General features: G+C 27.5%; 14 protein-coding genes. 11 read left to right on the forward strand and 3 right to left on the reverse strand.

Features of this window, described 5'->3' with window-relative positions:
* On the forward strand, window positions 1–397 hold a 397-nt coding region (locus J7G74_RS00280), incomplete at its 5' end, for a metal-dependent transcriptional regulator (protein ID WP_297130221.1).
* A gap of 29 nt (window positions 398–426) precedes the next feature.
* Here J7G74_RS00280 and J7G74_RS00285 read toward each other — a convergent pair.
* Window positions 427–1,347: a LysR family transcriptional regulator gene (locus tag J7G74_RS00285; RefSeq protein ID WP_297130224.1), complete on the reverse strand. Its 921-nt coding sequence runs from the start codon at window positions 1,345–1,347 to the stop codon at window positions 427–429.
* 108 nt (window positions 1,348–1,455) lie between these two features.
* Here J7G74_RS00285 and J7G74_RS00290 point away from each other — a divergent pair, with 108 nt between their 5' ends.
* The 7 genes from J7G74_RS00290 (at window position 1,456) to J7G74_RS00320 (ending at window position 8,903) form a co-directional block, all read left to right on the forward strand.
* Window positions 1,456–2,475: a DUF2232 domain-containing protein gene (locus tag J7G74_RS00290; RefSeq protein ID WP_297130227.1), complete on the forward strand. Its 1,020-nt coding sequence runs from the start codon at window positions 1,456–1,458 to the stop codon at window positions 2,473–2,475.
* A gap of 191 nt (window positions 2,476–2,666) precedes the next feature.
* Window positions 2,667–4,280 (forward strand): ABC transporter substrate-binding protein, encoded by a 1,614-nt coding sequence (locus J7G74_RS00295; protein ID WP_297130229.1) that lies wholly within the window; start codon window positions 2,667–2,669, stop codon window positions 4,278–4,280.
* 85 nt (window positions 4,281–4,365) lie between these two features.
* A complete protein-coding gene (locus J7G74_RS00300) occupies window positions 4,366–5,358 on the forward strand; it encodes an ABC transporter permease (protein ID WP_297130230.1) in 993 nt (330 codons plus the stop codon).
* Window positions 5,358–6,224, forward strand: a complete 867-nt coding sequence (locus J7G74_RS00305) for an ABC transporter permease (RefSeq protein WP_297130233.1) — start codon at window positions 5,358–5,360, stop codon at window positions 6,222–6,224. Before J7G74_RS00300 ends, J7G74_RS00305 begins: the two co-directional genes overlap by 1 nt.
* 9 nt (window positions 6,225–6,233) lie before the next feature.
* On the forward strand, window positions 6,234–7,169 hold the full coding sequence (locus J7G74_RS00310) for an ABC transporter ATP-binding protein (protein WP_297130236.1): 936 nt from the start codon (window positions 6,234–6,236) through the stop codon (window positions 7,167–7,169).
* On the forward strand, window positions 7,159–7,803 hold the full coding sequence (locus tag J7G74_RS00315; protein ID WP_297130239.1) for an ABC transporter ATP-binding protein: 645 nt from the start codon (window positions 7,159–7,161) through the stop codon (window positions 7,801–7,803). The genes J7G74_RS00310 and J7G74_RS00315 overlap by 11 nt, the downstream gene beginning before the upstream one ends.
* 182 nt (window positions 7,804–7,985) lie before the next feature.
* Window positions 7,986–8,903 (forward strand): DMT family transporter, encoded by a 918-nt coding sequence (locus J7G74_RS00320; protein WP_297130242.1) that lies wholly within the window; start codon window positions 7,986–7,988, stop codon window positions 8,901–8,903.
* A gap of 69 nt (window positions 8,904–8,972) precedes the next feature.
* On the opposite strand, the gene J7G74_RS00325 is transcribed toward J7G74_RS00320, so the two are convergent.
* Window positions 8,973–9,626, reverse strand: a complete 654-nt coding sequence (locus tag J7G74_RS00325; protein ID WP_297130245.1) for a deoxynucleoside kinase — start codon at window positions 9,624–9,626, stop codon at window positions 8,973–8,975.
* Window positions 9,614–10,282: a deoxynucleoside kinase gene (locus tag J7G74_RS00330; protein ID WP_297130248.1), complete on the reverse strand. Its 669-nt coding sequence runs from the start codon at window positions 10,280–10,282 to the stop codon at window positions 9,614–9,616. The genes J7G74_RS00325 and J7G74_RS00330 overlap by 13 nt, the downstream gene beginning before the upstream one ends.
* A 310-nt stretch (window positions 10,283–10,592) precedes the next feature.
* Between J7G74_RS00330 and J7G74_RS00335 the strand changes: the two genes are divergently transcribed.
* From J7G74_RS00335 to J7G74_RS00345, 3 genes are all read left to right on the forward strand, one after another.
* Window positions 10,593–11,729 carry an aminotransferase class V-fold PLP-dependent enzyme gene (locus tag J7G74_RS00335; protein WP_297130252.1) on the forward strand — a complete coding sequence of 379 codons (1,137 nt, stop codon included), beginning with the start codon at window positions 10,593–10,595 and terminating at the stop codon, window positions 11,727–11,729.
* 13 nt (window positions 11,730–11,742) lie between these two features.
* Window positions 11,743–12,276, forward strand: coding sequence for a (Fe-S)-binding protein (locus J7G74_RS00340; RefSeq protein ID WP_297130255.1), 534 nt, complete (start codon window positions 11,743–11,745; stop codon window positions 12,274–12,276).
* A 193-nt stretch (window positions 12,277–12,469) separates the two neighbouring features.
* Window positions 12,470–12,866, forward strand: a 397-nt coding sequence (locus J7G74_RS00345) for a ferritin family protein (protein ID WP_297130259.1), incomplete at its 3' end; no start/stop codon positions are given.

Below are 12,866 nucleotides of genomic sequence, written 5' to 3' on the forward strand. Positions count from 1 at the left end.
AGACTATATAGAAATGATTTATAGATTAAGTCTAGAAAATAATAATATACAGGTTAAAGATATTTCAAGAAAATTAAATATAAAACCACCTTCAGTAACAAAAATGATTAAGAAATTAGATGAAAAGAATATATTAATTTATAGAAAATATGGCTATATCTACTTAACTGACAGAGGTATAAGTCTGGGTGAAAATCTTTTAAAAAGACATAATATTATAAGAGAATTTTTAAAAATTATAGGTATAAAAGATTCTTTGCATGAAGAAACTGAAAAAATAGAACATACTATAAATATTGAAACCTTAATTAAATTAGAAAATCTCATAAACTTTTTTTATGAAAATGAAGATGTTTTTGAAAGGCTGCAACTATATAAAAATAATAAAAAAACATAAAATTATAGAAGTAAAAAAAGAAGCTGTTCTTAAATACAACTTCTTTTTTTACTTCTATAATTAATAAACCATTTAACTGTAAAATCTCTAAATAATATTTCGTTTTTACTAAGTTTTTTATTTTTTAATTGTGATAAAAATATATTAGCAGAAAAACCATTTTTTAATTTGCAAATATGAATAGAGCTATCAACATTATTTTTATAGGAATTTGCAACTTGATAAGGTAGTAAAGTAATCCCTATATTTTCAGAAACTAAAGCTAATAATGTTTTAGTTTGACTTTCTATGTAAGATGTATTTGGAAAATAGTTTAGATTTCCCCACGTATTTAAAAATACATTACGAGTATAATAATCACCATTTATGCAAAGGTACTTTTCTCTTGAAGTATTATAAATATCTACCTCGGAAACTTCAGATAAAGCATGTTTTTTTGATGTTACTAGCACTAAATCATCACTTATTATTTTATCGAGATTTAAAATATTTTTGTATTCGTAATAAGAATTTATAAAACCTAAATTAATTATAGAGTCTTTTAAATACTCTATTATTTTATTATTAGGTCTTTCAATCAGGTCAATTTGAATCTGTGGATATTGTTGCTGAAAGTCACTAATAAGAGTAGCTAGTCCATATTCAACTAAAGTGTCTGTAACACCAATAGAAATAGAACTACTTTCATCACATGAGTATTTTTTCATATTAAATATGATATTTTTATAATCTGACATAGACTTATTAGCAAATTTATAAAAATCTTCTCCTGCATCAGTAAGCTTTATACTTCGATGTTGTCTATTAAAAAGTTCTACACCTAATTCTTTTTCCAATGATTTAATATGTTTTGATATTGACGATTGAGAAATGTATAATTCCTGTGATGCTAAGGTAAAATGCTTATATTTTACTATAGCTAAAAAAGACTTTATTTGTTCAAAAGTCATCCCCTTAATCTCCCCCCAAAAAAATGAACTATATAATATATTATAACAGATAAAGCATGTAAAAAGTGGTATACTAAACTTAATTTAATAAATTTGGAGGCAGAAAAATTGAATAGTTCAGTAAAAAAACTAACGGAAGCTGGCATACTATCTTCAGCTTTTGTAGTATTAACAATGATAGCATTAACAACAGGACTTGGGTATGGAATATATTTGGATTTTGGGGTACCAATAATATTTGTATTGATATATTTTAGGTGTGATTTAAAATACACGTTATTATCTGGAATTACAAGTACTATTATAATAATTTTTGTGTTAGGAAATTTTGCAACAGGAATTTTAATAAGTCAAAGTTTTTTATTGGGCATACTATGTGGATATTTACTTTCTAGACCCAGCGGAATATTTGATGATTTATTTTTAGGAGCCATACTAGGGCTTATATTTATGGTTCTGATAGATATATATGCTAGAAATTTAATTGGATATAGTTTTATGAAAGAATTTCAAGGATATATCGATTACATAATGAGTAAACCTAAAGAATTGACATTTATATTACCTTATATTGAAAATATAAATTTTGCTATTCTTTATTATTTACTTATAGCTATTTTTCCTTTTGGTATGTTTTTTAGTATATACTTTATATCTCTTTTATGTGGTAAGAGGTTAAAGCTATTAAGCAAAGTAGAAAAACAAAAATATTTTATGATGAGAAGCCTTAAAACTTATGGTAATTTTATGAACATAAAAAATAAAAGTTTTTACTTAGCTATTTTATATATTATCATTATAAATATATTTAATTTTACAAACATAGAATTCAACAGCGTATACTTAAAAACCATATCTATCTGTATAGAGTATATTAGTTATTATTTTGTTATAAGAGATGTTTATTTAATTATAGGAAATTATATAAATGCTAAATTTAGAAAAAGAAATGTAAGTTTACTTTACTTAATAATAACTATTTTCTTATTAGTAAATATATTTAAAATTACAGTTTTAATATATACAATTGTATCTATTATTTTAGATAAAAAATTTAACTTAAGATTAAAACAAAGACATATAGTGGACAGTCATACAGATAAGCTTTTAGAATATTATAAAAATTAATATATATAAATATTATAATATGTTGCGAAGTATAGAAGATAATGTTACAATTTTATCATAATTAAATATAAAATATAGTCAAAGAATGATTAAAAAAGCCATGAAGGTTATTACACTTTCATGGCTTTTTTTGTTCATATTTATGCAACAAATTATGATATAAACTTAAAATAAGGGGGAGCTTGAGTAAGATGAAACTTAAGAAAAATATTGCGAAGTTATTATCAATGGTATTATTAGTGGGGGCTTTAAGTGGATGTTCAAATACATCATCTACTTCAGGTGTAGATCAAAGAAAAGAGAATAATGAGCTAGTTGTAGCTGTTGGTGCAGAACCAGAAGCAGGATTTGATGCTATAACAGGAGGGCATGGCTCAATAACTAAAGTGTTTTTCTCTACGTTATTAAAAAGGGATAAAGAATTAGGATGGGAAAATGATTTAGCAAAAGACTATAAAGTATCTGATGATAAATTAAAATGGACTGTAACTTTAAGAGATGATGCTAAGTTTACAGATGGAAAACCTGTAACTGCAGAAGATGTTGCTTTTACATATGAAACAACTAAAGAAAGTAGCACAGAAATTGATTTAACTATGATAAAAAAAGTAGAGGCTACTGATGAATATACAGTAGAATTCACATTAGAAAGACCAATGTCAACATTTATTGAAAAATTAGGAGCATGTGGAATAGTTCCAAAGCATGCTTATAATGATAGTTTTAAAGATAAGCCAATAGGCAGTGGACCATATGAATTTGTTCAATGGGATAAAGGTCAACAAGTTATAGCAAAAGCTAATGAAAATTATTATGGAGATAAAGCAAATATCAAGAAATTAACTATGGTATTCTTAGATACAGATTCTGCTTATGCTGCTGTAAAATCTGGAGAAGTAGATATGGCATCAATAAACGGAGAGCTTGCAAAAGAAGAAGTTGAAGGTACTAAAATACTAAACATTGAAAGTATAGAAACTTATGGTGTTGAATTCCCAATGGTTCCAAATACAGGGAAGAAAACTAAAAGTGGAAATGAAATTGGAAATAACGTAACTAGTGATATAGCTATAAGAAAAGCTTTAAATACAGCTGTTGATAGACAGGGTATGGTAGATGGAGTTTTAAATGGATATGGAACAGTATCAACTACTGGCCTTGAAAAAATGCCTTGGTTAAATAAAGAAACAGTGTTAGATGAAAAATCTTATAACAATAAAGAAGAAGCTAAAAAGATTTTAGCTGATGGTGGATGGAAAGATACAGATAATGATGGGATAGTTGAAAAAAATGGACAAAAAGCATCATTTAAATTATTATATACTGCAGGAAATTATAGACAAGAATTAGGATTAGAATTCCAAAACTTAGCAAAAGAAATAGGTATAGAAGTTACTTTAGAAGAAAGAACTTGGGACACAATAGTTCCAGATGTTCATAAAGAAGCTGTATTATTTGGGTTTGGTTCAGGAGATCCATCTGAGTTATACAACTTATACTATGGTGGAGCTGCAAATACTCCAGTTGAATGGGATAATGCAGGGTTTTATCAAAATGATACAGTAGATTCTTATATAGATAAAGCATTAGACTGTGACAGTGAAGAAGAAGCTTTACAATACTGGCAAAAAGCTCAATGGGATGGAAAAACAGGTGCTTCTGCAATAGGAGATGCTCCTTATTGTTGGCTAGTAAATGCTAATCATGTATATATAGTAAGTGAGGGATTTGATATAGGAGATCCAGTTGTTCAACCTCATGGAGGAAGAATATTTGATAATGTTACAGAATGGTCATGGAAATAAGACAAAATAAGCTATAATATAAAATAAGAGGACATTCTTTTAAAGGATGTCCTCAGATTTGATTATAAGAAGGGGAGTTTATTGGATGGGAAATCGCAAGAAAATAGGGGCTTTTTTATCAAAAAAAATAGTGAAGCTGATAACATTATTAGTAGCTTTGTGCATAGTTACTTTTGTACTTATGGAACTATCTCCAATAGACCCAGTTACAGCATATGTGGGAGCTAGTACTAAGGTAAGTGCAGCACAAAGGGAGCTTATTGCAGAGCATTGGGGCTTAAATCAACCCCCTGTAGAAAGATTTTTATGTTGGTTTAAATCTATAATACAAGGTGACTGGGGAACATCATTAATTTATAGAAGACCAGTTTTAGAAGTTATAGGTCAAAAATTTAAAGCATCTTTATATTTGATGATAATAGCTTGGATAATTTCTGGAGCACTAGGATTTATTATGGGAATTATAAGTGGTAGTAATGAAGATAAATTAATTGATAAAATAATACGTGGTTACTGTTATATAGTAATTTCTACACCAACATTTTGGCTAGGTATATTATTTATAATTGTATTTTCTGTAAAGCTGGGAATATTTCCTGTGGCTTTGGGAGTGCCAATAGGGCTAGAGTCATCAAGTGTAACTTTTGCAGATTTAGTAAGTCACATAATTTTACCATCTATAACATTAAGTCTAATTGGGGTTTCAAATATATGCTTACATACTAGAGAAAAAGTTATTGAAGTATTAAATAGTGATTATATTTTATTTGCTAAAGCGCGTGGAGAAAGTAAAAAAAGTATTATATTTAATCATGTTATAAAAAATGTTTCATTACCAGCAATAACACTACAATTTTTATCTTTTAGTGAACTATTTGCAGGAACAATATTTGCAGAGCAAGTATTTTCATATCCAGGCCTTGGTCAGGCTACAGTATCTGCTGGCTTAAAGGGCGATTTACCTCTTTTAATGGGAATTGTTATAATAAGTTGTATTTTTGTATATTGTGGGAATGTAATAGCAGATTTATTATATATGTTTATAGATCCTAGAATTAAAGGAGGAGAGGCTGTATAATGAGTGAATTAAGCAAAAGTATAAAAAAAGAAAAAATATGGTCTACGCAATTTGGTATAAGAGAGAAAACTATTTTATCTTTGGCAATTTTTATTATATTTTTTATAGGGATATTGATTGCTGGAGCTTTAATAGATCCGGAAAGCTTTAGTATTGATTTGATAAATAAAAACCAATCACCTTCTATAAAGCATATTTTTGGTACAGATTGGATAGGTAGAGATATGTTTTATAGAACTTTAAAGGGACTTAGTATAAGTATGAGTATAGGAGTCCTATCTTCTATAATTAGTGGTATAATTGCTATAATTCTAGGTATTATAGGTCCTATATGTGGGAAAAAAGTAGATTCTATCATAACTTGGTTTATAGATTTAGTATTATCAGTTCCTCATACTTTAATAATCATATTAATTTCTATGTCGGTAGGTGGAGGATTAAAAGGTATAGTTCTTGGAGTTTCTCTTACACACTGGACTTCACTGACTAGAATTATAAGAGCTGAGGTAATGCAAGTTAAAGAGTCTGATTATGCAAAGATTGCTAAAAATTTTGGCAAGTCTAATTTATATATAGCTAAAAATCACATATTACCTCACATAATTCCACAGCTTTTAGTAGGTATAGTACTAATATTTCCGCATGCCATATTACATGAAGCATCGGTTACATTTTTAGGATTTGGTTTACAATCCCATGAGCCTGCTATTGGAATAATACTATCAGAAGCTATGAAATATTTAAGTAGCGGGAAGTGGTGGTTAGCATTTTTCCCAGGAGTATCATTAGTACTAGTATCTATGATGGTTGATAGTATTGGTAAAAAAATAGGTAAATTAATAGATCCTAAAACGGCTAATATATAGGGGGTAAGTATGGATAATAAACCAATTTTAAGTGTAAGAAATCTAGAAATATCATTTAGTCAATACACTAGAGGATTGAAAAAAATAGACTCTAAGGTTATAAGTAATTTAGATATAGATTTATATAAAGGTGAAATTTTAGCTGTTGTAGGATCTAGTGGCTCGGGAAAGAGTCTACTAGCTCATTCTATATTAGGAATTTTACCTAATAATGCTATGACAAGAGGAAATATGATTTATAAAAATAAAGAATTAGATGAAAAGAGAAAAAAAGAATTAAGAGGGAAAGAAATTGTTTTTATACCTCAATCAGTAAATTACTTAGATCCACTAATGGAAGTAGGTAAACAAGTTAAAATATCAATTAAAGATAAAAAGAACTCTGATAATATATTAAGGAAAGTCTTTAGTAAATATAACTTAGAAGAAAAAGTTGAAAAATATTATCCATTTCAATTATCAGGAGGCATGGCTAGAAAAGTTTTATTATCTAGTGCATTAGTATCTGAATGTGAAGTTATAATTGCAGATGAACCAACTCCTGGATTAGATGAACAATCTTTAAATGAAGCTTTAAAAGATTTTAGGGATTTAGCTGACCAAGGATGTGCAATCTTAATTATAACTCATGACATATCATCAGCATTAAAAATAGCAGATAAAGTAGCAATATTTTATGCAGGAACTACTTTAGAAGTGGCAAACGTAAGAGACTTTGATAATAATGGAGAAAATCTTAGACATCCCTATACAAAGGCATTATTTAATGCTTTACCAAATAATAGTTTCAAACCTATTGAAGGTAGTCAGCCTTTAACAAGTGAACTACCTTGTGGATGTTTATTCTATGATAGATGTGAAAAAAGAACACCTGAATGTGAAAACATAAATCCTAAAATGAAAGAAATAAGAAATGGAAAGGTGAGATGTTTATATGCTACTTAAGGCTGAAAAAATAAATTATAAATATAGAGGAGATAATTATATACTAAAAGATATAGATTTATCTGTAGAAAGTAATGAAATAGTAGGGGTAGTTGCACCAAGTGGATTTGGTAAAACTACATTAGCTAAAATACTTGCAGGATATATTAAGCCAGATAAAGGAAAAGTGATCCTAGAAGGATATGAAAATAAAAATACTAATTATAACCCAGTGCAGTTAATATTTCAACATCCTGAAAAATCTGTTAATCCTAAATGGAAAATGAAGAAAACTTTAAATGAAGCTTATAAACCAGATGATAAAATGATAGAAGCTATGGGAATTAAAAAAGAATGGTTAAATAGATGGCCAAGTGAATTATCTGGGGGAGAGTTACAAAGATTTTGTGTTTTAAGAGCATTGAGTAAAGAAACAAAATTTTTAATAGCTGATGAAATGACAACTATGCTTGATGCCATAACTCAAGCTCAAATATGGAATGTGGTAATTGATTATTGTAAAGAAAATGAAATAGGGTTAATAGTTATAAGTCACGATAAAGATTTGGTATATAATATATGTGATAGAGTAATAAACTTAGAAAAAAGAATAAGTTATGATAACATAAAAGAAGAAAGAGTGAATATTATATAATAAAAAAATGAGTAATAGGAATTTCCTAATTGCTCTTTTTTGTTGTGTGCATATTATGCATCTTAGAATTGCATAAACTATATATTTACAAAATTTGTTAAATGTATTAATATGAGACTTGGAATTGATGTAAATAATAGTTGTTAGTGAATTAAATTAAAAAATACAAGTGAGGGGATATGATGAGAAGGTATTCAGGTGAAATAGGATTATTTTTAATTGCTATTATCTGGGGAAGTGGATTTGTTGGTTCCAAGTTAGCTATTGATGGGAGAATGACTCCTATGCAAATATTAACTATTAGATATTTAATTGGTACTTTAATATTAGGGATAGTATTTTTCAAAAAGATAAAAGAGAATATTACAAAGGAGTCTATGATAGCAGGAGTAATATTAGGTATATTTTCTTTCCTGGGATTTACAACACAAACAATAGGTCTTGTATATACTACGGCTTCAAAAAATGCATTTATAACAGCTGTAAATGTGGTTATAGTACCTTTCATAGGATTTGTGCTATATAAAAGAAAATTAGATAAAATTGGAGTTGCCAGTAGCTTATTAGCTTTAATTGGGATAGCGGTATTATCATTGGAATCAGATTTTAGTATTAATTTTGGGGATTTTTTAACATTTATATGTGCTTTTGGATTTGCATTTCACATATTCTTTACTGGAGAATTTAGTGCAAAGTATAACTCTTATGTATTAACTGTTATACAATTTGCAACAGCCTTTGTGATGTCTTTTATAGTACAATTTGCAATAGGAGAAGGAAGTATTGTAGCTACAAGTAAAGGATATTTAGGAGTTTTATATTTAGGAATATTTAGCACTGCCATAGGTTTCTTACTACAAACAAAGTGTCAGAGCAAGGTAGATCAAACTAAAGCAGCTATTATATTATCTACAGAATCTGTTTTTGGAACAATATTATCCATACTAATTTTAGGTGAGGTATTAACTTTTAGAATGGTTATAGGATGTATGATAATTTTTGCATCAATAATTATTTCAGAGACAAAATTATCCTTTCTTAAGAAAAATAAAGGTACTAGTTTAGAAGTTGTAGAAGTTACTAAGTCAGAAATAGAATAAGATTTTATATACAGAAAACCCTTCTTTGAGTTGTTTTTTTCAAAGAAGGGTTTTTATTTTTAAGTTATATTATAAATTTAAAGTTTCTTTTATTTTGTTACATAACATATCTAAATGTTCTGGATTATTTATTAAATCAACTTCATTTATATTTACATATAAAACTGGAGAGTAGTCGTATTCTTTTATCCAATTTTCATATCTGTTATGAAGATTTGACCAATATTCAGTATCAACGTCTTTTTCCATATCACGTGATCTTAATTTTATTCTATTTATTATTGTATCTATTGAACCATCAAGATATATCATTAAATCTGGTGTTCTAAGATGAGGGACCATATCATTGAATAAATCTCTATAAGTTATATAATCTCTCTTAGTCATTTTACCATTATCATATAAGTTTCTAGCAAATATTTCTACATCCTCATATATACTTCTATCTTGTATATTATTAAGTCCATTTGAATGTATTTCTTTTTGTTGTTTAAATCTTTGAGCTAAGAAATATAATTGTAAATGGAATCCCCATTTTGATTGGTCTTTATAGAAATCTTCTAAGTAAGGATTTCCATCAACTTTTTCATAGTGAGTTTCAAAACCTAATTTCTCGCCTACTAATCTTGTTAAAGTAGATTTTCCAGCACCTACATTCCCAGCTACGGTTATAAATAAATCTCTATTTGCAGATTTATTACTTTTATTAACTAAATTAAACATCTTGTTTCTCCTCCTAAAGATGATATTGCTTCTTCGACTTTATTTATTATGAATTCTCTGTCTCTCATATTATTTAAGAAGTCTAAATTAGAATTATCTATTTCTATTATTATAGGCTGTTTACCTGTAAAGTTATGTTTTATTGAAAGTGGATTGAAGTAGTATTTGTATTCATTACTAAGGTTTTCAATATAATTTCTATCCATCTGTCTTTCAAAACTTCTATCTCTTGTAGCAATTCTTTTCATTAAAGTATCTACATTAGAGTTTAGATATATTACTATATCAGGTTGTGGTAAATCATTTACAAATATATTATAAACTTGCTTATATCTATGGAATTGATTGTTATCAAGTGTTATACCTGCGAAAATAAGGTTTTTGATAATATGATAATCACTTACAACTCCTTGAGACTTACTAAGTATATTTTTTTGAACGTCTTCTAACTGTTTCACTCTATTGAATAAAAAAAATGCTTCTGTTTGTAAAGCATATTCCTTAATATCAGTATAAAATTTTGATAAAAATGGATTTTCTTCTACGATTTCACGAAGTAGTGTATAGCCAAAATGCTCATTTAATAAATTAGCTAAGGTAGTTTTACCTGCTCCTATAGGTCCTTCTATGGCAATAAAAATACCATTATTGTTCATATATAAATCACCCTCTAAAAATAATATCTTTAGTATTTTATCAAAAAAAAAAAAAATATTCTACTGTTGATTTTTATCTTGTTTTTTGCTTATATAGATAATTTAAAAGATTTTATTAGCATAATATTATTTTTATCAGTGGAAATAGCTAAATTTAAAGGTTTTTATACAAAATATATTGAGGAAATAAAAAATATGATATTATTTAATAAAGATGTAAAATATTACTTTATATAGTGTAAATTCAATAGGATAATATATTATTACAGAAATGAATAGAAAAGTAGTAAGTTATAAGGGGTGAAAATAAATGGGGATATATTTAGATAATGCTGCTACATCTTTTCCTAAACCCAATAAGGTTAGTGAAGCTGTATATGATTTTATGGTTAATAATGGAACTAGTTCTGGTAGAGGGTCTTATAAAAAAGCAATGGAGTCAGATTATATTGTATATGAAACGAGAAAACTAATTGGCGAACTATTTAATTTTAAAAATCCTAAAAATGTAATATTTACGTCAAATATTACAGAATCAATAAATATAGTTCTTAGAGGTATTTTGAAAGAAGGCGATCATGTAATAACAAGTAGTATTGAACATAATGCAGTATGGAGAACTTTGAAAACCTTAGAAAAAGAAATAAAGATAAATATAAGTATAGCTAAATGTGATAACTATGGCTTTGTAGATATAAATGACATAAAAGAACTAATAAGAGAAGACACATCACTTATTATATTTAATGCAGCATCAAATGTTATAGGAACTATTCAACCTATAAAGGAAATAGGAAAAATAGCAAGAGATAATAAAATTCCTTTTGTTGTAGATGGAGCTCAAAGTTGTGGAGCATATCCTATAGATATTAATGAGGACAATATAGATATACTTACATTTACAGGACACAAGAGCCTTTTAGGACCTATGGGAACAGGAGGAATTATAATTAATTGTGATTATGACATAAACCCTTTAAAAACTGGAGGAACAGGTGGAGACTCATCTTATGAATATCAAGTGGATTATTATCCCAATAAATTAGAAACGGGTACATTGAATGTAGGTGGTATATGTGGTCTTAGAGAAGGTGTTAAGTTTATAAAAAAAGAAGGTATAGAAAATATACATAATAAAGAAAAAGAACTAACTTCATATGCCTTAAAAAAACTAGAGGATGTAAAAGATATAATAATTTATGGTCCAAAGGACTGTGACAAGATAACTAGTGTAATATCATTTAACATTAAAAACAAAAAAGCTGAAGAAATTGCTCATATTTTAGATAGGAAATTTAATATTATGGTGAGAGCGGGTCTTCATTGTTCACCATTAGCACATAAGGTCATAGGAACTAACGAAATTGGCACCGTACGTATCGGAATAGGTTATTTTAATACTAAAGAAGATATAGATAAACTTATTTACGGATTAAACAATTTATAAAGGGGGGAGAGTAATGTATTTAGAAAGTATAGATTTAAGTTTTATACAACCTTGTACTACAAATTCAAATAGAATTAGAATAAAAGGTAGTTTTTCAAGAGATGTAGAAGAATTATTTCCTTACTTAAATACTTATCTAAAAACTGCTATATATAATAAAGAAGGAAAAACTTTGACTTTCAACTATAGTCAAAAAATAATTATAATGTATAAATATGAAGTTGCTATATCTAAATTATTAAATGAAACAGATGCGTTTGAAACATTAGATTATTTAAAAGAAATTATAAATGAATGTGATAGCAAAAGAAACGAAATAATACCGAACTATGATATGAGAAAGTTACCAAGCCCAATAGATATATATAAATACTTGCCTAAAATAAATTGTGGCAAGTGTGGAGTATCTACTTGCTTAGCTTTTGCAACTAAGTTAATAAATGGATCATTTAAACTAAGTAGATGTGTACATATGAATGAAGCAGGAAATGAGAAAAATAAAGAAGAAATAGAAACAATATTATTAATGTTAGGTTATGAGTTATAAAAATTATAATTTTATTATAGAAATTATTTGAATTAAATGGTAAAATCTTTAATGAAGGTGATTTTATGAAACATTTTATAAAAAAGAATCAAATAAATAAAATATAGAAATAATGTTTAAGTATAAAATCACAGGGTATCTATAATTATATAGAAAAATAAGTAATACATAAATTATTAGGAGGATATGAGAGATGAAAAAATTCGTATGTACAGTATGTGGATATATACATGAAGGAGAATCTTTAGAAGGTGTAGTATGTCCAGTATGTAATGTTGGAGCTGATAAATTCGAAGAAATGTCAGGAGAATTAAAATGGGCTGATGAGCATAGAATAGGTGTGGCTCAAGGAATAGATGAAGAAGTAATAGAAGGATTAAGAGCTAACTTCGTTGGAGAATGTACAGAAGTAGGAATGTATTTAGCTATGTCAAGACAAGCTGATAGAGAAGGATATCCAGAAGTTGCTGAAGCTTACAAAAGAATAGCTTTCGAAGAAGCAGAACATGCTGCTAAATTCGCTGAATTATTAGGAGAAGTTGTAGTTGCTGATACAAAAGCTAACTTAGAAGCAAGAGTAGAAGCTGAAT

This window comes from Terrisporobacter sp. (assembly GCF_017888745.1).
GTDB lineage: Bacteria > Bacillota > Clostridia > Peptostreptococcales > Peptostreptococcaceae > Terrisporobacter.